Annotated in this window: 20 protein-coding genes; 15 read left to right on the top strand and 5 right to left on the bottom strand. The window is 44.0% G+C overall.

Going from position 1 to position 24,062, the window contains the following annotated elements:
- The first annotated feature begins 31 nt into the window (after positions 1-31).
- The 4 genes from prfB to R8N46_RS13345 all read left to right on the top strand — a co-directional run bounded on the left by prfB (position 32) and on the right by R8N46_RS13345 (position 5,041).
- A protein-coding gene (gene prfB, locus R8N46_RS13360; protein WP_100068604.1) for a peptide chain release factor 2 occupies positions 32-1,130 on the top strand; the annotation gives its coding sequence in 2 pieces (ribosomal slippage) (positions 32-106 and positions 108-1,130; 1,098 coding nt in all).
- A 34-nt stretch (positions 1,131-1,164) separates the two neighbouring features.
- Positions 1,165-2,682 (top strand): lysine--tRNA ligase, encoded by a 1,518-nt coding sequence (gene lysS / locus R8N46_RS13355; RefSeq protein ID WP_005382861.1) that lies wholly within the window; start codon positions 1,165-1,167, stop codon positions 2,680-2,682.
- A 244-nt stretch (positions 2,683-2,926) separates the two neighbouring features.
- A complete protein-coding gene (gene vpsR / locus R8N46_RS13350) occupies positions 2,927-4,261 on the top strand; it encodes a cyclic-di-GMP-binding transcriptional regulator VpsR (protein WP_017635067.1) in 1,335 nt (444 codons plus the stop codon).
- A gap of 528 nt (positions 4,262-4,789) precedes the next feature.
- Positions 4,790-5,041: a hypothetical protein gene (locus R8N46_RS13345; protein WP_005381776.1), complete on the top strand. Its 252-nt coding sequence runs from the start codon at positions 4,790-4,792 to the stop codon at positions 5,039-5,041.
- A gap of 131 nt (positions 5,042-5,172) precedes the next feature.
- On the opposite strand, the gene R8N46_RS13340 is transcribed toward R8N46_RS13345, so the two are convergent.
- Positions 5,173-6,207, bottom strand: a complete 1,035-nt coding sequence (locus tag R8N46_RS13340) for an NADP(H)-dependent aldo-keto reductase (protein ID WP_213904805.1) — start codon at positions 6,205-6,207, stop codon at positions 5,173-5,175.
- Positions 6,208-6,361: 154 nt separating this feature from the next.
- On the opposite strand from R8N46_RS13340, the gene R8N46_RS13335 reads away from it, so the two are divergent.
- Positions 6,362-6,673: a DUF6482 family protein gene (locus R8N46_RS13335; protein ID WP_005381772.1), complete on the top strand. Its 312-nt coding sequence runs from the start codon at positions 6,362-6,364 to the stop codon at positions 6,671-6,673.
- Positions 6,674-6,688: 15 nt separating this feature from the next.
- Here the strand turns inward: R8N46_RS13335 and mutH are convergent, their stop codons facing one another.
- On the bottom strand, positions 6,689-7,369 hold the full coding sequence (mutH, locus tag R8N46_RS13330; RefSeq protein WP_005385968.1) for a DNA mismatch repair endonuclease MutH: 681 nt from the start codon (positions 7,367-7,369) through the stop codon (positions 6,689-6,691).
- A 619-nt stretch (positions 7,370-7,988) separates the two neighbouring features.
- On the opposite strand from mutH, the gene rppH reads away from it, so the two are divergent.
- From rppH to R8N46_RS13305, 5 genes are all read left to right on the top strand, one after another.
- Positions 7,989-8,510 carry an RNA pyrophosphohydrolase gene (gene rppH, locus R8N46_RS13325; RefSeq protein ID WP_005381953.1) on the top strand — a complete coding sequence of 174 codons (522 nt, stop codon included), beginning with the start codon at positions 7,989-7,991 and terminating at the stop codon, positions 8,508-8,510.
- Positions 8,511-8,512: 2 nt separating this feature from the next.
- Positions 8,513-10,759, top strand: coding sequence for a phosphoenolpyruvate--protein phosphotransferase (gene ptsP, locus R8N46_RS13320; RefSeq protein ID WP_005385966.1), 2,247 nt, complete (start codon positions 8,513-8,515; stop codon positions 10,757-10,759).
- A gap of 6 nt (positions 10,760-10,765) precedes the next feature.
- A complete protein-coding gene (locus R8N46_RS13315; RefSeq protein WP_005385965.1) occupies positions 10,766-11,557 on the top strand; it encodes a sulfite exporter TauE/SafE family protein in 792 nt (263 codons plus the stop codon).
- An 87-nt stretch (positions 11,558-11,644) separates the two neighbouring features.
- On the top strand, positions 11,645-12,466 hold the full coding sequence (lgt, locus tag R8N46_RS13310) for a prolipoprotein diacylglyceryl transferase (protein WP_005381948.1): 822 nt from the start codon (positions 11,645-11,647) through the stop codon (positions 12,464-12,466).
- A gap of 9 nt (positions 12,467-12,475) precedes the next feature.
- The gene (locus R8N46_RS13305; protein ID WP_025768429.1) at positions 12,476-13,327 is read left to right on the top strand and encodes a thymidylate synthase; all 852 of its coding nucleotides are present in this window, start codon (positions 12,476-12,478) and stop codon (positions 13,325-13,327) included.
- Between the two features lie 70 nt (positions 13,328-13,397).
- Here the strand turns inward: R8N46_RS13305 and R8N46_RS13300 are convergent, their stop codons facing one another.
- Both R8N46_RS13300 and R8N46_RS13295 read right to left on the bottom strand, forming a co-directional pair.
- Positions 13,398-14,540 (bottom strand): flavohemoglobin expression-modulating QEGLA motif protein, encoded by a 1,143-nt coding sequence (locus R8N46_RS13300; RefSeq protein WP_213972410.1) that lies wholly within the window; start codon positions 14,538-14,540, stop codon positions 13,398-13,400.
- Positions 14,541-14,687: 147 nt separating this feature from the next.
- Positions 14,688-15,833 carry a Na/Pi symporter gene (locus R8N46_RS13295; RefSeq protein ID WP_025768431.1) on the bottom strand — a complete coding sequence of 382 codons (1,146 nt, stop codon included), beginning with the start codon at positions 15,831-15,833 and terminating at the stop codon, positions 14,688-14,690.
- A gap of 386 nt (positions 15,834-16,219) precedes the next feature.
- Between R8N46_RS13295 and nhaR the strand changes: the two genes are divergently transcribed.
- Together nhaR and R8N46_RS13285 are read left to right on the top strand one after the other, a co-directional pair.
- Entirely contained in the window at positions 16,220-17,110 is an 891-nt protein-coding gene (nhaR, locus tag R8N46_RS13290) for a transcriptional activator NhaR (RefSeq protein WP_005381942.1), read from the top strand.
- Between the two features lie 288 nt (positions 17,111-17,398).
- Complete coding sequence (locus R8N46_RS13285) at positions 17,399-17,707, top strand: ArsR/SmtB family transcription factor (RefSeq protein ID WP_005381940.1); 309 nt, start codon at positions 17,399-17,401, stop codon at positions 17,705-17,707.
- Positions 17,708-18,011: 304 nt separating this feature from the next.
- Here the strand turns inward: R8N46_RS13285 and rpsT are convergent, their stop codons facing one another.
- Positions 18,012-18,272 carry a 30S ribosomal protein S20 gene (rpsT, locus tag R8N46_RS13280; RefSeq protein WP_005381938.1) on the bottom strand — a complete coding sequence of 87 codons (261 nt, stop codon included), beginning with the start codon at positions 18,270-18,272 and terminating at the stop codon, positions 18,012-18,014.
- Positions 18,273-18,577: 305 nt separating this feature from the next.
- Here rpsT and murJ point away from each other — a divergent pair, with 305 nt between their 5' ends.
- From murJ to ileS, 3 genes are all read left to right on the top strand, one after another.
- Positions 18,578-20,140 carry a murein biosynthesis integral membrane protein MurJ gene (gene murJ, locus R8N46_RS13275; protein WP_005381936.1) on the top strand — a complete coding sequence of 521 codons (1,563 nt, stop codon included), beginning with the start codon at positions 18,578-18,580 and terminating at the stop codon, positions 20,138-20,140.
- Positions 20,141-20,209: 69 nt separating this feature from the next.
- A complete protein-coding gene (gene ribF / locus R8N46_RS13270; RefSeq protein ID WP_005381933.1) occupies positions 20,210-21,145 on the top strand; it encodes a bifunctional riboflavin kinase/FAD synthetase in 936 nt (311 codons plus the stop codon).
- Between the two features lie 64 nt (positions 21,146-21,209).
- Positions 21,210-24,038: an isoleucine--tRNA ligase gene (gene ileS, locus R8N46_RS13265; RefSeq protein ID WP_017821497.1), complete on the top strand. Its 2,829-nt coding sequence runs from the start codon at positions 21,210-21,212 to the stop codon at positions 24,036-24,038.
- Positions 24,039-24,062: the final 24 nt, after the last annotated feature.

Raw genomic sequence — 24,062 nt, 5'->3', positions numbered from 1 at the left:
GTTAAATTCTATTCTAAAATGTTGAGTAAACATGTTTGAAATCAATCCAATTAAAAACCGTCTGCAGGACGTGTCTCAGCGCACAAATGTCCTGAGGGGGTATCTTTGACTATGACGCGAAGAAAGAGCGTCTAGAAGAAGTCAACGCAGAACTTGAACAACCAGATGTATGGAACGAACCTGAGCGTGCGCAAGCACTGGGTAAAGAGCGTGCATCACTAGAAGCGGTTGTTGAAACCATTGATCAACTAGAGCAAGGTGTGGAAGATGTAGAAGGTCTTCTTGAGCTGGCTGTAGAAGAAGAAGATCAAGAAACATTTGACGAAATTGAACCAGAACTTGCTGAGTTGGAAGAGAAGCTAGAAAAGCTTGAATTCCGTCGTATGTTCTCTGGCGACCACGATAGCTCTGATTGTTACATCGATTTGCAAGCTGGCTCTGGTGGTACAGAAGCACAAGACTGGACTAACATGCTGCTGCGTATGTACCTACGTTGGGCAGAAGCGAAGGGCTTCAAAGCTGAAGTGATTGAAGTCTCTGAAGGTGAAGTCGCGGGTCTTAAGTCGGCAACAGTTCGCATCTCTGGTGAGTATGCGTACGGTTGGTTACGCACTGAAACGGGCGTTCATCGTCTTGTTCGTAAATCTCCGTTCGATTCAGGCGGTCGTCGCCATACGTCATTTGCTTCTGCGTTCATCTATCCAGAGATTGATGAAAACATCGACATCGACATTAATCCTTCCGACCTACGCATTGACGTTTACCGTGCGTCAGGCGCAGGTGGTCAGCACGTAAACACCACAGAATCTGCGGTACGTATTACGCACGTACCTACGAACACAGTGGTTCAGTGTCAGAATGACCGTTCTCAACATAAGAACAAAGATCAGGCAATGAAACAGCTTCGAGCGAAGCTATTTGAGCTTGAATTGCAAAAGCAAAATGCGGAAAAACAAGCTAATGAAGACGCTAAGTCTGACATTGGCTGGGGTAGCCAGATCCGTTCTTACGTATTGGATGACTCACGTATTAAGGACCTCCGTACGGGCATTGAAAACCGTAATACTCAAGCGGTTCTTGATGGCGATCTGGACAAATTTATTGAAGCTAGCCTGAAATCAGGTCTATAAAGCTTTTCACCGACAAAAACAGGATACATCGAAAATGACTGATGCTGTTCAAAACGAAACTGTACTAGAAGAAAATAAGCTGATTGCTGAACGCCGCGCTAAACTGGATGCAATCCGAAAGAGCTGCAAAGCGAACGGCCATCCAAACGACTTCCGTCGTGACGCACTAGCGGGCGACCTTCAGAAAGAGTTCGGTGAAAAGACGAAGGAAGAGCTAGAAGAGCTTAACCACGTAGTAGCAATCGCAGGCCGTATCATGGCTAAACGTGGTCCATTCTTGGTAATTCAAGAAACTTCTGGCCGTATCCAAGCTTATGCTGACAAAGCGGTTCAAAAAGTACTTAAAGAAAAATACCAAGGTCTAGATATCGGTGACATCATCGGTGTTAAAGGTGCACTTCATAAGTCTGGTAAAGGTGACCTATACGTGAACATGGAAGAGTACGAGTTGCTAACCAAAGCACTACGTCCACTTCCAGAGAAGTTCCACGGTCTAACTGACCAAGAGATGCGTTATCGCCAACGTTACGTTGACCTGATCGTTAACGAAGACTCTCGTCAAGCGTTTGTAGTACGTTCTAAAGTAATGTCTGCAATCCGCAACTTCATGATCTCTAAGCAGTTCATGGAAGTTGAAACGCCAATGATGCACGTTATCCCTGGCGGTGCGAGTGCGCGTCCATTTATCACGCACCACAACGCACTAGACATGCCAATGTACCTACGTATCGCGCCAGAGCTATACCTGAAGCGTCTAGTTGTTGGTGGTTTTGATCGCGTATTCGAAATCAACCGTAACTTCCGTAACGAAGGCCTTTCTCCACGCCACAACCCAGAATTCACAATGATGGAATTCTACATGGCGTACGCAGACTACAAAGATCTGATGGACCTAACTGAAGAACTACTAAGCTCAGTGGCGCAAGAAGTTCTAGGTTCAACGTCAATGCCTTACGGTGATGAAACGGTTGAGTTTGGTGGTACTTACACTCGTATGAGCATGTTCGAAGCAATCAAGCACTACAACCCAGACCACGCGCAAATCCAAGCGCTAACAGAAGAAGACCTACAAAACCGTGATCTAATGGTTTCTATCGCGAAATCTGTTCACGTTGAAGTAGAACCTTTCTGGACATGTGGTCAGCTTCTTGAAGAGATCTTTGGTGAAACAGCAGAACCTAAGCTAATGCAGCCTACGTTCATCACTGGTTACCCAGCAGATATTTCTCCACTAGCTCGTCGTAGCGACGATAACCCGTTCTTTACAGACCGCTTTGAGTTCTTTATCGGTGGCCGTGAAGTAGCGAACGGTTTCTCAGAGCTTAACGATGCTGAAGACCAAGATGCACGCTTTAAAGCACAGGTTGAAGCGAAAGAGTCTGGTGACGACGAAGCAATGTTCTACGATGCAGACTACATCACTGCTCTAGAGCACGGCCTACCGCCAACAGCAGGCCAAGGTATCGGTATCGACCGTTTGGTTATGCTACTGACTAACACGCACACTATCCGTGACGTGATCTTATTCCCTGCAATGCGCCCGCAAGCGTAATTCGATAGGATGAGTAAAAAAACCACCTTCGGGTGGTTTTTTTTTGCCTTTTAGTTAAGGTAATTCAAGTTGTTGCACTTGCCTTTTAATGGGATATGCAAATAAACATTCGCCAAATCTCAATCTATTGCATAGTCTTAATACTGAGACAGACGTGAGGGGGCGGAGTCTCGATAATGTTACCCGCTCGCAAAGATAAGTTTGTGGCACAAAATTTCTATTAACAATGAAAAAGGGTTAGAGAATGGCTGGGCAGTTTAAGATGGATTCCATCCCGGGATCGCTTGTGGTAGTTGGCGGTACTTATGAGCCTTGGTTATCGGTACTGGAGCAAGTGGGCTGGAAGTGTCATCAAGTAGGTGACTTACGCAAAGCTAATACGCTGTTAGAAGATATTGGTCCATGTATCGGTATTGTTGATCTCAGCCATGACGAGTTCAGCTTGAATGGTTTGGCGAACTTAGTCAGCTCTCACAAACACGTACGTTGGTTAGCGTTTATTCGTGAATCTCAGCTTGGCACTGACACCATATGCCAGTTCATTGTTAACTTTTGTATCGATTTTTTCACAGCGCCGATCCCAGATGCACAGTTATTAAGCACAATAGGTCACCAGCTTGGCATGCTTAAATTGGAGAAAAAAGTTTGGCCTAGTTTTGGTAGCAGTTTAGATATGGGTTTGATCGGTGAATCTATCCCGATGAAACGTTTACGCGATCAAGTGAAGCGCATTGGTCCAACGGACGTCAGCATTCTGATTTCTGGGGAAAGTGGGACTGGTAAAGAGGCGGTTGCTAGGGCCATCCATAAAGTCTCTTCACGCTCTCATAAACCGTTTATGGCAATTAACTGTCGCGCACTCAATGAACAACGTTTCCAAGCTGAAGTATTTGGTATTAACGCCGATGAAGATATGGAAGCATGCCTGCTTGAACAAGCAGATGGTGGCACCGTGTTGTTTAATGACATTCTTACCATTTCAAAAGAGCAGCAAATGAATCTGCTGAGATTCTTGCAAGAAGGCACCATTGATACCAAAGATGGCGTAAAAGCGGTTAACGTGCGTATTCTTGCTGCTAACTCGTCGGATGTTGAAAAAGCTTTGATTGACGGTGACTTCAATGAAGAGCTTTACCATTACATCAACGTTCTGCGCATCAATGTCCCTAGCTTGAAAGAACGTGCGAGTGACATCGCATTGCTGGCTCGTTTCTACTTACAAGAGTTCTCAAAAGAGTACAACTCGCAAGCAAAAAGCTTTTCTGAGGATGCATTCAAGGCACTGACACGTTATTTCTGGCCTGGAAATGTGCGTGAGCTGATGAACCAAGTGAAGCGAGCGGTATTAATGTCCGACAGCGTAATGATTGAAGAGCATCACTTAGATTTACCTCAACGTAATGACTCAAAGCGCAGCTTGAAATCAATCCGAGAGAAGAGTGAACGTGATGCGTTGCTGGTTGTTTTGGAATCTCATTCTGGTCAAGTTTCAAATGCGGCGAAAGAGCTCGGAGTTTCGCGTGCAACCATGTATCGACTACTTAATAAACATAACTTGATTTCCGAACAAGCCATGTAGTTGGCCTTTCCCTGTGTTAAATAGGCGAATAAATACAATAAAAGAGAGTGGCCACAGAGCCGCTCTTTTTATTTTTGTTTGGTTTGATTTATAAAATCCGCAAATTTATATATTCCTCAGGTGAATATGTTATACATAAAAGTATATGAAACTAAATTGCGGTGTATTGATTTGTTTTTAATCAAAAAGGCAAAAAATGTTTGATATATATTCATCAAAGCTTACAATTTAACCGTAACTCAATGAGTTATACCTTTCATAAACGGATTAATTTTTAGCTAGGAGGCGCAAGATGAAACATTACGTTGTTAACACCACTGCTTGCGCTGATCGTATGCCTATCGCTCCGATAACCCTTAAATCGGATGATACCAATACCACTGGCTCACAAGATAAAAATTAATCCGTAACCTATCATATTTATTACTAGGCTGCGGGAAAGTAGCGGCTTAGTATCAACAGAATATTTCTGTTCATTTTACGCACTATTTTTCCCAGTCGAATACATCGATAATCGGAGAAAATATTATGCGTCACTCTATTTACTTACAATTGGCCACTTTGCTATTGAAAGCAGACCTTAAACGCGAAGAAAAGCAATGGCAGCGTACCATACGCCGAACTGCTCATGATATTCCATGGACGAATGTTCATCTATTGAGGGATATTGGTTTAGATCGCGATGGTCGTTCTACACGTGCCAATGTTCCGGATGCAGTAAAAGTTGAACGTCGAGTTCGTCACCTTCGTCGAGTCTTAACGTCGCGAATAATGACGTAATCGTTAGCGTGTTGGGCTGACTGAGTTGCTAACGAGTCATTCAACACGCTTAACTTTTTATATGAAGTATGACTTCATTGGATAAACAGCTGATCTTGAAGATCAGCTGTTTTCGTTTGAAGGTGGTACTGTTAAGGGCAAGGATTCGAGTAAGTTGTACCTATTGCTTGAATTTCAGTAAGTAGTTCGTCGCTAAGTTGCAAATCAATACTGTCGATATTGGCTTTTAATTGGTCTAGGTTTGTTGCTCCGATAATGTTAGAAGCAACAAATGGACGCTGATTGACAAACGCGAGCGCCATTTGTGCAGGGGTTAGACCATGCTCTTGAGCTAAATTGACGTAAGCTTCGGTCGCTTTAACACCTTGCGGAGTGAAGTAGCGCGCAAAACGCTCCCACTTAGTGCATCGAGCGCCTTCAGGTTTTGCCCCGTTTAGGTATTTACCACTCAGGCAGCCAAATGCCAAAGGAGAGTAGGCAAGTAACTGAACGCCTTCGTAATGGCTGATTTCAGACAAGCCAACTTCGAAGCTGCGGTTCAATAAGTTATATGGGTTTTGAATGGAGACAATTCTTGGCAAATCGTGTTTTTCTGCCAAACGCAATAGCGACATCACACCCCACGGCGTCTCGTTGGATACGCCGATATAGCGCACTTTACCTGCATTCACTAATTCAGTAAGCGCTTCCAACGTTTCAATTAACGTGACTTCTTCTTGTTTGTCAGGGTATGGGTAGTTGAGTTGACCAAAGCAGTTGGTTTGACGCTGCGGCCAATGTAGTTGGTACAAATCGACATAATCGGTTTGTAGACGATTAAGGCTGTCATCAATTGCTGTATGGATGTGGCGACGATTAAGGCTCATGTTGTCTCTGATGTGAGGAACATTGCGAGGGCCTGCCACTTTTGTTGCCAGTACTACTTTCTCTCTTTTGCCGCTTTTTGCTAACCAATTACCGATGTATTGCTCGGTGAGCCCTTGTGTTTCCGAGTTTGGCGGTACAGGGTACATCTCTGCGGTATCGATGAAGTTCACCCCATGATCGAGGGCAAAGTCGAGCTGTTCAAAGGCGTCCTTTTCTGTGTTTTGCTCGCCAAACGTCATAGTGCCGAGGCAGATTTTACTGATCTCAAGTGATGAGTGCGGTAGTTTTGTGTATTGCATATCACGTCCTTGAAGAGTTACCGACTAAATAAGTGACTCCAATATAGGGGATTTGTAGCCGCAATCGCAAATGATTTACGTATAAAGGAAGAGCAAACTCGAAAGCTACAGTTAGCCTAACTACACTTAAATGATCGTGTGAAGGAGGTATGTTATGCAGAAGCATCAATTGGACATGTGGCTACATGGTCCACATAAAGATACTTATAAAACTCCCAAAGTATTTGTGATTGGGTGTTCTGATGTCTCTGACTATCTTTTAGCTGTGGAGTACAAGCATCAACTTGAGCCGATTAAAGACGGTGAAGACCCGATACATTTTGGCTCTCTAGACTTAGTAAAAGAAGAACTATTGAGGCTAGGGGTCGATAAAGCGTATTTAAGGCTGCGCAATGCGTATGACGAATGTGGCACTGAAGAGGCAGCCTCATACTGCGATATTGAGTTATCGCTCGTGACGCACTAAATAGCTGATATAGTTTTATTCTGGTTGAGTGTTAATGTAGTGCTTGAGTAAGATCTGTTCAGTAAACTGTGTTCTAAGGTAAAAGCCTCGGGGCAGAGTTTTCATCGGCTTACCATTTGAGTTATATGCTTCGGTGAGCGCTTTTGCATTTGCGGCTTTAGGGCGAAGATGCAGCGCTTCTCCGTGTCTGGCGGAAATTTGATCAAATCTTCCCAAGACGATCATCTCCATTAACTCTTCCCAGTCATTTCGCAAAATCCGTTCTTCTTCTTCATCTGGTGACCAAATGAGTGGACTGCCCACACGTCTTTCAGGGAGTGGGATTTCTCGTTCTCCTTCTACGGGTACCCAAAGGACACGAGATAGCTTGTTTCGAACATGACTTGTTTCCCATGTAAGACCATGAACACCAGTGAGGGGCGCCACAGAAACAAAGGTTGTTTCTAAAGGTTTGCCAGAGTAACTGATCGGAATACTTTTCAACTCGATCCCTAGTTTTGCGAAATCTTGTTGAGGTTTACTGCCAGCTGGAGCGCCCAAGTGCCATTCGAGTAATTGACCCACCCAACCTTTATCACGTTTTAAGTTTTCAGGAACAATCATATTCGCCTCGGCGGCCAACTCAGCAAAACAGAGTCCTGCCATATCATGCGCTCGTTCCAATAGCTCTGCTTCTGTTTGTGGTTCTGGTTTCATAGTTACAAGGTGGTATTACAAAAAATATAGTTTATCAAACTCCGACCAAATCTACTGTTTAAGATTTCACCGAGGCGGTGTAAGAACGATCAATTCATAACTTATCCACAGGTGGAGGAGGTATTGATAAGATCCTGGCGGGGTCTGTATGAATAAACAGGGGTTAAAATGCATTTTTGGGGTTGATTTTGTTGTAATCATCTAAACGAATAGCAGGTGAGTGTGGATAAATAGCCTGTTGGTGGATCTTTGACCGATCTGAGTTTGGTGAAAAGATCATCAAGAAACTGAAGATCGAATTATCGTTGTTTTTAAAAATAAATACTTTTTTATCAATGTTTTATGTTTGTTTTTTTGTTTCTTCATCTGTTTTGCTTTTGATGGGATTGAACTGAATTACTCATTTGAATTGAATTCTTCACAAAGTTATTCACAGAAAAGGTGAATAAATGTGGGCAATGTCTCACTCTTGTGTTGATAAGGTATGGTTTGATTAAAAGATATCCAAAAATGGTGAAAAGGTAATAAATCTTGCTCATATCACATCAGTAAGTTTGCTAGTAATGGGGATATGTGGAAAAATCACGGTAATAAAAAATTTATTCATAGAGGTTAGCCAGTGATAGATGGCGATGGTTACCGACTTAATGTTGGTATTGTGATATGTAATAACCATGGTCAGGTCTTCTGGGCTAAACGATACGGGCAACACTCATGGCAATTTCCACAAGGTGGGATTGACGAAGGTGAAACCCCTGAACAAGCCATGTTCAGGGAGTTATACGAAGAAGTCGGTTTAACGAAAAAAGACGTTAAGATCATTGCAACAAGTCGTCATTGGTTAAGATATAAGCTACCAAAGCGATTGGTGCGTTGGGACTCCAAGCCTGTTTGTATCGGCCAAAAACAGAAATGGTTTCTGCTGAGATTAGAATGCGATGAGTCTCGCATTAATATGCAACGCGGAAAATCCCCTGAATTTGATGGTTGGCGCTGGGTAAGTTACTGGTATCCAGTTAGGCAAGTTGTTTCTTTCAAGCGAGATGTTTATCGACGAGCGATGAAAGAATTTGCATCCTTAGCCATGCCTTTTCGAGAGAGAAAAGCGAAAGGGAAAAGAAAAAAGCAACGTAGAGGATAATCATGCTCAGTCAGCTAAGGGAAATAGTTGAGAAAGTCTCCAGGGTCGATGATGTGCATCTGGCACTCGATATATTGGTGAAAGAGACTTGTGCTGCCCTTAGTACTGAGTGCTGTACTATCTATCTTGCTAATGAAGAAATGCAGCGCCTTGAGTTAATGGCAACTCAAGGCCTTATTTTTGAAGGTGATAGTATTCATATCAACTTCAATGAAGGCTTGGTTGGGTTGGTAAAACGAAGCGCTGAACCCCTTAACCTTGCCGAAGCCTCAAAACACCCCGAGTTCAAATTCTTTCCTCAACTCGGCGAACAGATTTACCACTCTTTTTTAGCTACTCCAATCATTCATCGTAAACAAGTTTTAGGTGTGTTGGTGATCCAACAAAAAACGCCGCGCTTGTTTAGTGAAATGGAAGAATCGTTTCTTGTTACCTTATCCGCTCAGTTAGCGGTGCTCATTGCACATGCGCAGAATCTTGGGCATTGGCAGTTAGCATCTAAACCCACGGTATTAAAAGGTTTGCCTGCGTCTACTGGTGTCGCGATTGGAGAGTTTTGGTTCGACAATACCCAGCCGAGTTTATCGGATGTTTTCCCTTCGTCCACGTTAGATAAGGAACGCGAGCACGAGACATTACTGGTGGCCATAGAGCGAGCGTTAAATGACTTTCGCCGTATGCGGAAAAAGCTGGACAGTGAAATCAACAAAGATGCGCTGGCGATCTTCGATCTGTTTACTCACTTACTGAATGATCCGATGCTTCGCGGTGATTTGAAGAAGCAGATTGAAAAAGGAGATAGGGCAGACTGGGCGTTACGCCAAGTTGTAGAGTCATACTCGAATCGATTTGCAAGAATGTCGGATGTATACATGCGTGAAAGAGCGCAAGATATCCGAGAGTTAGGGCAAAGGCTGCTCTATTTTCTGCACAACAGTGAGCAAGAAAATTCTGCAATTGATCGTCCCATTATTTTGGTGGCGAACGAACTCACTGCCACCTTGCTCGCTTCTGTACCTAAAGAGTTTTTGTTAGCCGTCGTATCATTAGAGGGAGGCGCAAACTCTCACGCTGCCATTTTATCTCGAGCTCTTGGGGTCCCTGCAGTCATGGGCGCCAACATTAATCCGGATGTGGTGAATGGCAAACTCGGGATAGTCGACGGCTATACGGGTGAGATCTTCTTAGAGCCAAACCGCCAGTTGTTGCGAGAGTATCGCAGCTTAGTAAGCGAAGAGTCTGAACTGTTTGCCATGGTAAACAAGGACCTCGCACTCCCTGCGGTTACGCAAGATAATCACCATATCGAAATTATGCTGAATGCGGGACTCAGTGCAGACAGTAATATTGCCATCAACACAGGTGTTGATGGTGTTGGGTTGTACCGAACTGAGATTGCATTTTTACTTCAGCATCACTTTCCTTCGGAAGATGAGCAGTATCATCAATACCAAGCAATACTTAACAGCTATCCGAATCAACGAGTAGTGATGCGTACTTTGGATATTGGTGGTGACAAACCTTTGCCGTATTTGCCCATCGAAGAAGATAATCCGTTTCTAGGCTGGCGTGGCATTCGTTTTACATTGGATCATCCAGACATTTTCTTGATCCAGCTGCGTGCAATGTTAAGAGCGAGTGCAGAAAGCGGAAACTTAAGTATCTTATTGCCAATGGTGTCAGGGGTAAAAGAGCTAGACGATGCCATTAGCTTGATTAATCAAGCTCACAGCGAAGCCGTTTTGCTTGATGATAGAATTCAATTCCCACAAATTGGGGTCATGATTGAAGTACCATCGATGGTGTATCTGTTGCCAACGATTGCTCACCGTGTTGATTTTGTTTCTGTCGGGACAAACGATTTAACTCAGTATTTATTAGCGGTAGATAGGAACAATTCGCGCGTAGCGGATGTCTATGAATCTATGCATCCTGCGGTACTGTTAGCGCTTAAGCAAATCCATGAGGTGTGTGATAAATATCAGGTGCCCGTGTGTATTTGTGGTGAGCTAGCGGGTGATCCATTTGGCGCTCTTCTCTTACTTGGGTTAGGGTATACCAGTTTGAGTATGAACACCTCCAACGTGGCTAAGGTGAAATATTTGATTCGTCATAGTCAACAAGAAGAATTAGAAAAATTAGCGGAGCAAGCAATGACAAAGTCCTATGGGGAGGACATTCATCAAATGATGCATGACTTCTTCATTCAACAGGGCTTTGCGGGCTTTATCCGTGCAGGTAAAAAGTAGGAAATCGTGACCGTCTCTTTATTTTTGTTATTGTTGGCGCTAGGCGCTTTTGTGGGTGTGATGGCGGGGTTACTCGGTATCGGTGGTGGTTTGATTGTTGTTCCTGCCTTGTTGTATTTGCTTCCTCTTGCTGGGATCTCTCCAGAAATGAGTATGCACATGGCCTTAGCCACTTCGTTAGCGAGTATTATTGTCACGTCTGGCTCATCGGCGATGAATCACCTTAAGCTCGGCAATGTCGATATGTTTGTCGTAAAATGGTTGATGCCTGGTGTGGTCATTGGTGGCTTTGTTGGTGCCAATATTGCTGAGTGGATCCCTACACACTATTTGCCGAAAGTGTTTGGTGTCATTGTTCTTTGCCTGTCAGTACAAATGTTTCGTTCCATTAAAGTTACGAGCAGTAAACCTATGCCGAGCAGCCCTGTGACTGTAGTTTACGGCACGGGAATTGGTGTCGTATCAAGCCTTGCTGGTATTGGTGGTGGCTCACTGTCGGTACCATTTTTAAATAAACATGGGATAGAGATGCGTAAAGCGGTGGGCTCATCCTCCGTTTGTGGTTGCGTGATTGCCATTTCTGGTATGATCGGCTTCATCTTACATGGCTATAAAGTGGAAGGCTTACCTTCATACAGTATTGGCTATGTTTATCTTCCCGCTTTATTAGCGATTGCTATGGCCTCGATGCTCACAACAAAAGTGGGTGCGAAGCTGGCAACTAACCTTCCAACTGCGGTATTAAAAAAGATATTCGCGGTGTTCTTAATGTTTGTTGCAGCGACCATGCTGCTCTAAGTTTGTACCCAAGTCATTCTCGCTGAACCAAGCATCTAGAGGTTACTTGGGTATATTTATTTTGTTGTGATAAGAAGAGAATGATTTATGTCTCAGGGATATATTGAATTTCCCAATATTGATCCGGTTTTAATCTCTATTGGTCCTGTTTCGGTTCGTTGGTACGGTTTGATGTACCTTGTGGGCTTTATGTTTGCTCTATGGTTAGCGAACCGACGTGCGGATAAGCCTGGAAGTGGTTGGACACGAGAGCAGGTTTCTGATTTGTTGTTCGCAGGCTTCCTTGGCGTGGTGATTGGTGGCCGTGTAGGCTACGTGCTTTTCTACAATTTTGAGCTCTTCCTGGCTGACCCTTTGTATCTATTTAAAGTGTGGACCGGTGGTATGTCTTTCCACGGGGGCTTACTGGGTGTGATTACCGCGATGTTCTGGTATGCACACAAAAACGGGCGAACTTTCTTCGGTGTTGCTGACTTTATCGCGCCGCTTGTGCCATTTGGTTTGGGTATGGGGCGTTTAGGTAACTTCATGAACAGCGAGTTGTGGGGCCGAGTAACGGATGTGCCTTGGGCGATCGTTTTCCCAAATGGCGGTCCACTGCCACGTCATCCATCGCAACTTTATGAAATGGCGCTTGAAGGTATCGTCCTTTTCTTCATTTTGAATTGGTTCATCAAGAAACCTCGTCCTCTAGGTTCTGTTTCAGGACTCTTTCTTGCGGGTTACGGAACCTTCCGTTTCCTAGTAGAATACGTGCGCGAACCAGACGCTCATTTGGGTTTATTCGGTGGCTTTATTTCCATGGGACAGATTTTATCCCTGCCAATGGTGGTTATCGGTGTCCTCATGATGGTTTGGGCATACAAACGTGGTCATTACAAAGACGAATTACCACAAAAGACGAAGTAAGGTATTGGTGTGAAACAGTATTTAGATTTGTGTCAACGCATCGTTGACCAAGGTGTTTGGGTTGAAAATGAGCGTACAGGCAAGCGCTGCCTGACCGTAATCAACGCGGATTTAACCTACGATGTTGCGAACAATCAATTTCCGTTGGTCACCACACGTAAAAGTTTTTGGAAAGCGGCCGTTGCAGAACTATTAGGGTATATTCGTGGTTACGATAATGCGGAAGATTTTCGTAAGCTGGGCACGAAAACCTGGGATGCCAATGCCAACCTAAATGATGCCTGGTTGAATAACCCATACCGTAAAGGTGAAGACGACATGGGCCGTGTCTATGGGGTTCAAGGGCGCGCCTGGGCGAAACCTGATGGTGGTCATGTTGACCAGCTACGTAAGATAGTGGATGACTTAACGCGTGGTGTTGATGACCGCGGTGAAATCTTGAACTTCTACAATCCGGGTGAGTTCCACATGGGGTGCTTGCGTCCTTGTATGTACAGTCACCATTTTTCATTGCTGGATGATACGCTTTACCTGAATAGTACTCAGCGTTCGTGTGATGTACCGCTTGGCTTAAACTTCAATATGGTTCAAGTTTACGTGTTCTTGGTGATTATGGCGCAAATTACGGGCAAGAAACCTGGTCAGGCATTTCATAAGATTGTGAATGCTCACATTTATGAAGATCAGCTTGAACTGATGCGCGATGTTCAGTTGAAACGTGAGCCATTAAAAGCGCCGACGTTCCATATCAACCCAGAGATTAAATCTCTAGAAGATTTGGAAACATGGGTCACACTGGATGACTTTTGGGTTGAAGGGTACGAGCATCACGATCCTATTCGTTACCCATTCTCAGTGTAACGAGTATCGTTCTTCAAGATATAGAAAAAGCTCCGAATGGAGCTTTTTTCTTTTTTGTACTTAGAAGGTATTATTTTAGTGCACTGACAATATAACGGTGAATTGGGTTGGTCTGCATCGGTGTGGACAGTGCCGGGCTAATAAACTTAGGTTGAGTGAATATTTCTTTACTCACTAATGAACGGATAAGCTCAAAGTACTTCAGCTCTGTTTTCCCGCACAACAATAGTGAAAAGTCATCGCCCAATCTATCATAGGCATTGAGCACCTCTCGGAATCCTCTAAGATACAAGTAATCCTTCGTTAAACCTCCACCTCGATAGACTCGGGCAGTCGTTGTAAATGCTTGAAGATCAGAAGCTTTATACTGTTCTTTTAATAGCATGAACGTATGGCGGAAATCGCGATCCTTGATCATCGACTCTACTGCCAGAACTCGTAAGGCTAAGGTTCTTAGGCGCTTGATACTGAAATGTCCTGACAGATACTCACATAATATAGCCAGCCCTTCTTGAGTGTTGGTATTGGCAGGACAACCTAAGCTCAGGACTTTTAGCGGTTGTTGACGACCGTTAAGCGTAGTTAGGAGATGTACTCCCATTTCATGATGTGCAAGAGCCTCCAGCTCATCAGTGGTGATGTACGCCGCGTGGTTAATTTTGACTCTAGATCCTGAAACTAGTGCGTTTGCTAACATCCCGTCCAACACCTGTATTTCACATTCATACCCATTGCGTTGAGCAAAATTTTGCATGAAACGTGCTATTGCACGGCTATTGTGCTGAGGTTCTTTTTCTTCTTCTGTAGGAAGGTGCAATATGAAATGGGCGTTGGCAATATCTTTGGCGCTCGGTTCCCCATAATAGCGTAAGGAGTTATAAAGAAACTCTTGCGTACCTATGGTATTCACTTGATCCAGTTTATCTGCATAAGACTGAATTACATCCGCGTACAGCCTCTGCAGTTGGGTGTCTTGAATGTTTTCTAGAGGTAGCTCATATAGACGTCGCTTTGCGCTGTGGGTATCTACGTTAGTAATTGAATATTGAAAATTAGGCTCTTGAGAATATTTGTTTTTAATGAAACGTTCTCTTTCTTGAGCATAATTAAGAGGATTCACGCTACTGAGGATATCAATATCAGCAACCAGTTGGGTTAGGTTTTCGTCTATTGCGAGTAGCTGATCAGAAATAGCGTCATTAAGCTGCGTCATGTTGTCGACTCCAAATGAGATAGCTCAGCATAAGCATGCTGATGTGGCTCAAATTATCACCGGACAATCGATTTGAACAGTTTAATTATCATAAAAAAGGCTCCACGATGTGGAGCCTAAACAATAAGCGATGGTATGTCGTTGTTGTTACGTTGTTAGGGCTAGAATTGCACCTGGTAGAATAACGAATACTGACATTAGGTAACCACCAACAACTGCTTTATTCTTAATAGCCATTTCAGAAATCATCTCAGCGCCTTTAACCGGAATCTCACGTAGGAATGGAATTCCAAAGATAAACAGCGTCGCCATGATGTTAAATACTAAGTGGACTAGAGCGATTTGTAGTGCGAATACTGCGAACTCTCCAGATACCGCTGTCGCTGCTAGTAGTGCCGTAATACAAGTACCAATGTTAGCACCCAGAGTGAAAGGGTAGATATCTCGTACTTTCAACACGCCAGTACCAACCAACGGAACCATTAAACTTGTCGTGGTTGAGGAAGATTGTACTAGAACGGTCACGATTGAGCCTGATACGATGCCGTGAATAGGACCACGACCGATGGCGTTTTTCAAAATTTCACGTGCGCGACCAACCATTAGGCTCTTCATCAATTTACCCATCACTGTGATTGCAACGAAGATAGTCGCAATACCCAAAGCAATAAGCATGACGCCGCCAACAGTATCACCGAAGGTAGAAAGTGGCTCTTTAATTGCGCCTACGACTGGCTTTGTAATTGGTTTAATAAAGTTGAAGCCTTTAATGCTCATATCACCAGTAGCAAGCAGTGGAGAAACAAGCCAGTGAGAAACTTTCTCTAAAATGCCGAACATCATTTCCAACGGAAGGAAAATAGCGACAGCAAGCAAGTTGAAGAAGTCATGAATGGTTGCACTTGCAAATGCACGTTTGAACTCTTCTTTACAGCGCACGTGGCCAAGAGACACAAGCGTATTGGTCACTGTGGTACCAATGTTAGCACCCATCACCATAGGGATAGCGGTTTCTACAGGTAAGCCACCTGCAACCAAGCCTACAATAATAGACGTTACAGTACTTGAAGACTGAATTAAGGCTGTTGCCACCAAGCCGATCATTAGACCTGCAACTGGGTGTGCGGCAAATTCAAATAGCACCTTAGCTTGATCGCCAGTTGCCCATTTAAAGCCACTACCAACCATAGATACTGCTAGAAGAAGCAGATATAACATGAATGCCAAGTTAGCCCAGCGTAACCAACGAGCTGTGCTCGAAATTGGTGCCACTGTTGAAGTAGCTTGGTTCATCATAATTTTCTCCGTTGACCTTTCAGTTCATTTTTCGGTCTGTAGTTGAATCTGCGGGCGATGTTAGAGAACAAATATTTCAGTAATATTACAGATTTCTTGCTGTGAGAGATTTTTATTGTTCTTTTTGATAATGGCGTAAAAGAGGAAGAAAATTAATTTTTAACTTGTTGATTTTAATGGTTAAATTTTGATTTAGTTTTGTTTGGTTTTTGAGTTTTTTTTGTAGAGAAAATGCGCCTCAGTTCAACTTTTATGACAGTGTTGACTTTATACTTTCGGTAAAACTTATGCTTTTGTAAGGTATTGTATGGTTTTGTCGAGTTTATTGTTTGTCTCTGTCACATTTGGTATAAAAAGTATCACTTTCTTTTCGGGACTCGATCATGTCACATCTAAACTACAACCATCTCTATTATTTCTGGATGGTGTGCAAACAGGGCTCTGTAACTAAGGCGGCTGACGCGCTCTTCCTGACACCGCAAACCGTGACAGGACAGATTAAAGCGCTTGAAGAGCGCATGAAAGGAAAGTTAACCAAGCGCAATGGTCGTACAGTTGAGCCCACTGAGTTAGGTCAGCTTGTGTTTAAGTACGCCGACCGGATGTTCGGTTTGAGCTATGAGATGTTAGATATCGTCAATTACAGCCAGCACTCGAACATTCTATTTGAAGTTGGTGTAGCCGATGCATTATCTAAACGCTTGGTCAGTAAAGTACTGATGACGACCGTCCCGGAAGATAACAGTATTCATTTACGCTGTTATGAATCGACCCACGAACTGCTACTTGAACGCCTTTCTCAGCACAAGCTAGATATGATCCTTTCGGATTGTCCCGTTGATTCTACTCAAAGTCCTGGCCTTTATAGCAAAAAGTTAGGTGAAAGTAGCATGAGCTTTTTTGCTTCTTCTGAAATTGAAAATGTGCGATTCCCTGAGATCTTGGAACAAAAAAAACTTCTGATTCCCGCGAGCCGAACGGCTATGGGGCGTAAAGTTATTCAATGGTTTGATCGTCAAGGTCTTCAACCCAATGTGCTGGGGGAGTTTGATGATGTTGCGTTGATGAAAGCTTTTGCTCGGTACCACGATGATGTGATTTTCTTGGCACCGACCGTATACATGTCGGAGATTGAAGACGACCGAAATTTACAGCTAATTGGCCATGTCGATGGGCTAAAAGAAGAGTACTACGTGATTTTTGCGGAACGAATGATCCAACACCCCGCGGTAAAAAATGTTTGTGATGCTGATTTCAGTCAAATGTTTGAGTAAACCCGTATCGTTGCGTAAATAAATAGATTACTATCAATAAAAATATAATTCTAAATAATATCTAAGTAAGCAAGATACTTGTTTTAGTGAGCAAAACTATTAATTATTGATGGCGCACCAATTAAAATCCTTGGTGGATAATATTGGTGTATCACTAACAACTAAATTAGAGGTTCTAATAATGAAGACTCTGGAAGTGTATCTTGATTTTCTTAGATATATAAATCAGTGCAACACAACAAGCTGGCCAGGGTTGGAATAAGTAAGTTGTAGCTAGAGGTCCAACACATGAATCTACAAGAAATGGAGCAGAACTCCGCAAAAGCCGTCGTGTTGCTCAAAGCGATGGCAAACGAGAGACGCCTACAAATCCTTTGTATGCTGCATAACCAAGAGCTGTCCGTGGGAGAGCTGTGTGCAAAGTTAGAGCTAAGCCAGTCGGCATTATCTCAGCATCTTGCTTGGCTTCGCCGTGATGAGTTAGTCACGACAAGGAAAGAAGCACAGACGGTGTACTACACATTAAAGAGTGATGAAGTGAAAGCGTTAATAAAAACACTGCATAGTCTTTATTGTGCTGAGAGTGCTCAACATTAATTAAATAGTCCTAATATACTGCTCATCTTAGAGTGTGAATCTAACTTGTTGGAATATTTGAGAGTGGCGTTAAACTTTTGATGATAGGGTACTACTCATCGACCAATTTGCTTTGTTCTCAAGTGTTTTATTAGTGCTTTCTAGTTTGAGCGTTATATGGGTAATGAATAAGCTGATGTCTTTAAATGGGACATTCAGAAAAAGAAAAGCTGGCATTGCCAGCTTTTTTTATTAAGAAAACTTTGTAGATATAAAAAAACCGACACAAGGTCGGTTTTTTCTTCACTGTAAAATCAGGACTCTATTAAAGAGCTTTGATTTGTGCAGCGAAACGAGACTTATGGCGAGCTGCTTTATTCTTGTGAATAAGGCCTTTAGTTGCCATGCGGTCTAGGATAGGTGTAACTACAGCGAATGCAGCAGTTGCAGCTTCTTTGTCGCCTGCTTCGATAGCAGCAACAGTTTTCTTCATGTAAGTACGCATCATTGAGCGACGGCTAGCATTGTGCTGACGACGTTTCTCAGCTTGGATAGCGCGCTTCTTAGCAGATTTACTATTTGCCAAGGGTCTAACTCCCAAAAACTTAGTTCTGTGACAATTTAAGGGCGAGGAATATCCCTCATTTGCGCTTAAATGTCAAATGATTTGTGCAAAAACCGATCTAAGCCAAAACAAATTTTGGTAAGAGAGGTTATCGCGGTTAAGATGGCGGGGATTCTAACAGCATTTTTATACCAATGCTAATAATTATCCGCGAAAGGCACACTTATTCCTTACAACCCGCGGATAGATTTTTGACGTCTATTTGCAGCACCTGTCAGAGAAACAGTATAGGGTTAGCTGTCTTATGGTGATATTCCGAGGTTACAGTGAGTAAACGACTACTCAAGTCTGGCATGATCGTCAGTGCTATGACATTTATTTCCCGCGTTCTTGGCCTAGTTCGTGATGTTGTAGTGGCAAATTTAATGGGGGCAGGAGCAAGCGCAGACGTCTTTTTCTTCGCCAATAAAATTCCTAATTTTTTACGACGTTTGTTTGCTGAAGGTGCTTTTTCCCAAGCGTTTGTACCTGTTTTAACGGAAAGCCATGCTCAAGGCGACATGGATAAAACTCGGGAGCTCATTGCTCGTGCGGCGGGTACATTAGGGGTGATAGTCTCAATTGTTACCATCTTAGGTGTTCTAGGTTCCGGAGTGGTGACTGCACTGTTTGGTTTTGGTTGGTTCCTAGACTGGATGCATGGTGGTCCCGCGGCTGAGAAGTTCGAACTTGCTAGCGTGATGCTCAAGATTACCTTTCCTTATTTATGGTTCATCACTTTTGTTGCCCTATCGGGAGCCATTCTCAATACACTAGGTAAGTTTGCGGTTTCTTCGTTTACTCCCGTCTTCCTCAACGTAATGATCATTTTGGCAGCATGGTTTATCTCGCCGCAGATGTCACAGCCAGAGATTGGCCTTGCCATCGGTGTTTTCCTTGGTGGTTTGGTTCAGTTCTTATTTCAAATCCCTTTCCTTATTAAAGCGGGGGTTATGGTTAAGCCGAAATGGGGCTGGCGCGATCCGGGCGTGGTGAAGATCCGAACCTTAATGATTCCTGCTTTGTTCGGTGTGTCGGTAAGCCAAATCAATTTGTTGTTTGATACTTTTATTGCCAGCTTTCTGCAAACCGGTTCGATCAGTTGGTTGTACTATTCAGATCGCTTGTTGGAATTCCCGTTAGGTCTGTTTGGTATTGCTATTGCAACGGTGATTTTACCAGCATTATCACGCAAACATGTTGACGCACAAAATGAAGGATTCGCACAAACCATGGACTGGGGGGTGCGCATGGTGATCTTACTTGGCCTTCCTGCAATGCTTGGTTTGATGGTACTGGCAAAACCTATGTTGATGGTGTTATTCATGCGAGGTGAGTTTTCGCCACAAGACGTACATCAAGCATCATTGTCACTCTTTGCTTACGCTTCAGGCTTGTTGAACTTTATGCTGATTAAAGTGCTCGCTCCGGGTTATTACTCGCGTCAAGACACTAAAACGCCAGTGAAATACGGCATCATTGCGATGGTGACCAACATGGTATTTAATGCAATTTTTGCGTACTTCTATGGCTACGTTGGCTTGGCTATCGCGACGGCACTATCGGCATTTGTGAATATGGCACTGCTGTATCGTGGCCTGCACATCGCAGAGGTATACCAAATCACTAAGCGAACCGTCTTCTTTATTATACGTTTAGCTATTGCTGGCGCGGCGATGGTGGCGGCAATCTTATGGCAACTGGAAGATATGTCAGTATGGCTGGGCTGGAGCTTTGCTCACCGAAGCGCGGTGCTAGGGATGTTGATCGGTTTAGGAGCCGTAGTTTACCTAGTGGTTCTATTTTTAACTGGTGCGCGTTTAAAAGACCTAAAAGCTGGGACAGACTGAGGGTGATTAGTATATAATCCGTCAGTTTCACACAGTGTAAAGTAAAACAGAGGCAGAAAGCAGTATCCAATGGAACTGATTAGAGGCATTCACAATATCAACCCGCGACATCATGGTTGTGTGCTGACTATTGGCAATTTCGATGGTGTCCATAAAGGCCATCAACAAGTATTGCAGCAAGTGTCTGAGCAAGCGGACAGGCTATCCTTGCCTTCTGTTGTGATGACCTTTGAACCTCAGCCGATGGAGCTGTTTGCCAAAGACAAGGCACCTGCAAGGTTGACGCGATTACGCGATAAGTTCGTGCAATTGAGTAAGCTCGATATTGACCGCTTACTGTGTGTCAATTTCAATCGCCATTTTGCAAGTTTAACCGCGGAAGAGTTTATCCGTGACTTGTTGGTCGAGCGTTTGGGTGTTAAGTTTCTTGTCGTTGGTGATGATTTCTGCTTTGGCAAAGGCCGTACAGGTAACTTTGCAATGCTGCAGGAAGCAGGGGAAAAATACGGCTTTGATGTCGTAAGTACCCAGAGCTTTTGTTTACAACAATTACGTGTCAGCAGTACGGCTATCCGTCAAGCGCTGGCGCGTGACGATTTGCATTCCGCGCAACAGATGCTGGGAAGAAACTACAGCATCAGCGGTCGTGTTTCTCATGGAAGAAAGCTAGGTCGAACCATTGGGTTCCCTACTGCAAATATTCCTTTGAAACGCTGTGTTTCTCCGGTTTCCGGAGTCTATGTTGTTCAAGCGCTTGGCTTAGGAAATAAGCCAGTTGGTGGTGTTGCTAATATTGGTCAAAGACCAACCGTCAATGGTGTTCGCCAACAGTTAGAAGTGCACTTATTCGACTTTCATGCCAATTTATATGGCAAGCAACTAGAAGTGGAACTTTTGCATAAACTTCGAGATGAGCAAAAGTTTGAGTCGTTTGAAGCACTTAAACAACAAATTGAATTGGATGCTGAAGCAGCAAGGGTGTGGCTGCGTCAGCTTAAGCGTTGAGCGGTTTATTCCACCGTTCAACATAATGTCTAATTTTCGCCCAATATAACGGAATTAAGAATCGATGAGTGAGTATAAAGATACCCTGAACTTACCTGAAACAGGGTTTCCAATGCGCGGCAACCTGGCCAATCGTGAGCCAGAAATGCTTAAGCGTTGGTACAAAGAAGATCTTTACGGTGAAATCCGTAAAGCTAAGAAAGGCAAAAAGTCATTCGTATTGCACGATGGCCCTCCTTACGCAAATGGTGACATTCATATTGGTCACGCACTAAACAAGATTCTTAAAGACATTATTATTAAATCCAAAACACTTTCAGGTTTTGACGCACCTTACATCCCAGGCTGGGACTGCCACGGTCTACCAATCGAATTAATGGTAGAGAAGAAAGTAGGTAAGCCAGGCCAAAAAGTGACAGCAGCGGAATTCCGCGAGAAATGTCGTGAATACGCAGCAGGTCAGGTTGAAGGTCAGAAAGAGAGCTTCAAACGTCTTGGCATCATGGGTGAGTGGGACAAGCCATACCGCACTATGGATTTCGCAACTGAAGCGAACATTATTCGTGCTCTTGGTAAGATTGCAAGCAATGGTCACCTTCTAAAAGGTTTCAAACCTGTTCACTGGTGTACAGACTGTGGTTCTGCTCTTGCTGAAGCGGAAGTAGAATACAAAGATAAAGTATCGCCATCTATCGACGTTCGTTTTAAAGCGGCTGACGAAGCGGCACTGCTATCTAAATTTGAACTGACAGAAGGTCATGAAGGTCACGGTGACGTATCTATCGTTATCTGGACAACAACACCTTGGACACTGCCTGCAAACCGCGCAGTATGTCTACGTGATGATCTAGAGTACGTGCTTATCCAAACAGAAGGCGACAACGCTGAGCGTATCATCGTTGCTGCTGAGCTAGCGAAAGACGTAATGGATCGTGCGGGTATCGAGCACTTCCACAACCTTGGCTTTGCTAAAGGTGCGGACCTAGAGCTTTCTCAATTCCAACACCCATTCTACGATTTCACTGTACCGGCGATCCTTGGTGATCACGTTACGACTGATTCAGGTACTGGTGTTGTTCACACTGCTCCTGGTCACGGTCAAGAAGACTTCGCGGTTGGTAACAAGTACAACCTAGAAGTAGCAAACCCAGTTGGCTCAAACGGTGTTTACCTACCAGATACAGAGCTATTTGCTGGTCAGCACGTATTTAAAGCGAACGATGCAGTAGTAGAAGTACTAAAAGAAAAAGGTGCACTACTACACCACCACGCTTACGAGCACAGCTACCCACACTGTTGGCGTCATAAGACCCCAATCATCTTCCGTGCTACACCTCAATGGTTCGTTTCTATGGACCAAGCTGGCCTACGTGCTAAAGCATTAGAGTCAATCAAGAATGTAGAGTGGATGCCTGAGTGGGGTCAAAGCCGCATCGAAGGTATGATCGAAGGTCGCCCTGAGTGGTGTATCTCTCGTCAACGTACTTGGGGTGTGCCAATTGCTCTGTTTGTTCATAAAGAAACAGCAGAACTTCATCCAAACACGCTAGAGCTGATCGAGAAAGTCGCTAAGCTGGTTGAAGAGAAAGGCATCCAAGCATGGTGGGATGTAGATGCCGCTGAACTACTAGGTGCTGACGCTGACCAATACGAAAAAGTGCTAGATACGCTAGACGTATGGTTCGATTCAGGTGTCACTCACTTCTCTGTTGTTGATGCTCGTGAAGAGTACAACGGCAACAGTGCAGACCTATACCTAGAAGGTTCTGACCAACACCGCGGTTGGTTCCAATCTTCTTTAATTTCATCTATTGCGATGAAAGACGAAGCACCTTACAAACAAGTACTGACACACGGTTTCGTGGTTGACGGTCAGGGTCGTAAGATGTCTAAATCTATCGGTAACGTGGTTGCGCCAAAAGACGTAACCAACAAGCTAGGTGCTGACATTCTTCGTCTATGGGTTGCTTCTACAGACTACACTGGTGAAGTTGCGGTTTCTGATGAAATCCTAAAACGCAGCGCAGATGCGTACCGTCGTATCCGTAACACAGCGCGTTTCTTCCTAGCTAACTTGAGCGGCTTCAACCCTGAAACAGACATCGTTCCTGTTGAAGAGATGGTTGCGCTAGATCGCTGGGCGGTTGGTCGTGCACTAGCAGCACAAGAAGAGATTGTTAAAGCATACGAAGAGTACAACACACACGGTGTAACTCAGCGTCTAATGCAATTCTGTTCAATCGAAATGGGCTCTTTCTACTTAGACGTAATTAAAGACCGTCAGTACACAGCAAAACGTGGCGGCAACGCTCAACGTAGCTGTCAGACTGCACTTTACTACATCGTAGAAGCGCTAGTTCGTTGGATGGCGCCAATCATGTCGTTCACTGCAGATGAAATCTGGAACGAAATGCCAGGTCAACGCGACAAGTTCGTATTCACTGGTGAGTGGTTCGACGGTCTATTCGGTCTTGCTGAAGGTGAAGAGCTGAACAACGAATTCTGGTCTGAGATCCAAGCGGTTCGTGGTGCGGTAAACAAACTTCTAGAAGATGCGCGTAAAGAGAAAACCATTGGTGGTGCACTACAAGCTGAAGTGACTCTGTTTGCTGATGACGCACTAGCGGCGAAGATCAACAAACTTGAAGATGAACTGCGCTTTGTTCTACTAACCTCTGCGGCGAAAGTTAAGCCTCTAGGTGAGAAGACGGATGCAGCACAAGCCACAGATATCGAAGGCTTGTTTGTAGAAGTAGCAGCAGCTGAAGGCGAGAAGTGTGACCGTTGTTGGCACCACACGCCAGACGTAGGCACAATTGAAGGTCACGAGAAGATCTGTGGTCGTTGTGTGTCTAACGTAGACGGCGAAGGTGAAGTACGTAAATTCGCGTAATTGCCTAGAACGACTGAACTTTTT

This window comes from Vibrio sp. 1874 (assembly GCF_033344395.1).
Taxonomy (GTDB): Bacteria; Pseudomonadota; Gammaproteobacteria; order Enterobacterales; family Vibrionaceae; genus Vibrio; species Vibrio alginolyticus.
Note: the sequence above shows the minus strand (reverse complement) of the source record. Positions and strands in the feature narration are given on the sequence as shown.

What these genes read in the sequence shown, in the direction of transcription:
- ptsP (WP_005385966.1), top strand. Translation starts at nt 8,513, where the DNA reads ATGCTCAGTCAGCTAAGGGAAATAGTTGAGAAAGTCTCCAGGGTCGAT.
- lgt (WP_005381948.1), top strand. Translation starts at nt 11,645, where the DNA reads ATGTCTCAGGGATATATTGAATTTCCCAATATTGATCCGGTTTTAATC.
- nhaR (WP_005381942.1), top strand. Translation starts at nt 16,220, where the DNA reads ATGTCACATCTAAACTACAACCATCTCTATTATTTCTGGATGGTGTGC.
- lysS (WP_005382861.1), top strand. Translation starts at nt 1,165, where the DNA reads ATGACTGATGCTGTTCAAAACGAAACTGTACTAGAAGAAAATAAGCTG.
- R8N46_RS13340 (WP_213904805.1), bottom strand. Translation starts at nt 6,207, where the DNA reads ATGCAATACACAAAACTACCGCACTCATCACTTGAGATCAGTAAAATC.
- ribF (WP_005381933.1), top strand. Translation starts at nt 20,210, where the DNA reads ATGGAACTGATTAGAGGCATTCACAATATCAACCCGCGACATCATGGT.
- R8N46_RS13285 (WP_005381940.1), top strand. Translation starts at nt 17,399, where the DNA reads ATGAATCTACAAGAAATGGAGCAGAACTCCGCAAAAGCCGTCGTGTTG.
- vpsR (WP_017635067.1), top strand. Translation starts at nt 2,927, where the DNA reads ATGGCTGGGCAGTTTAAGATGGATTCCATCCCGGGATCGCTTGTGGTA.
- R8N46_RS13300 (WP_213972410.1), bottom strand. Translation starts at nt 14,540, where the DNA reads ATGACGCAGCTTAATGACGCTATTTCTGATCAGCTACTCGCAATAGAC.
- ileS (WP_017821497.1), top strand. Translation starts at nt 21,210, where the DNA reads ATGAGTGAGTATAAAGATACCCTGAACTTACCTGAAACAGGGTTTCCA.
- mutH (WP_005385968.1), bottom strand. Translation starts at nt 7,369, where the DNA reads ATGAAACCAGAACCACAAACAGAAGCAGAGCTATTGGAACGAGCGCAT.
- R8N46_RS13295 (WP_025768431.1), bottom strand. Translation starts at nt 15,833, where the DNA reads ATGAACCAAGCTACTTCAACAGTGGCACCAATTTCGAGCACAGCTCGT.
- R8N46_RS13345 (WP_005381776.1), top strand. Translation starts at nt 4,790, where the DNA reads ATGCGTCACTCTATTTACTTACAATTGGCCACTTTGCTATTGAAAGCA.
- R8N46_RS13335 (WP_005381772.1), top strand. Translation starts at nt 6,362, where the DNA reads ATGCAGAAGCATCAATTGGACATGTGGCTACATGGTCCACATAAAGAT.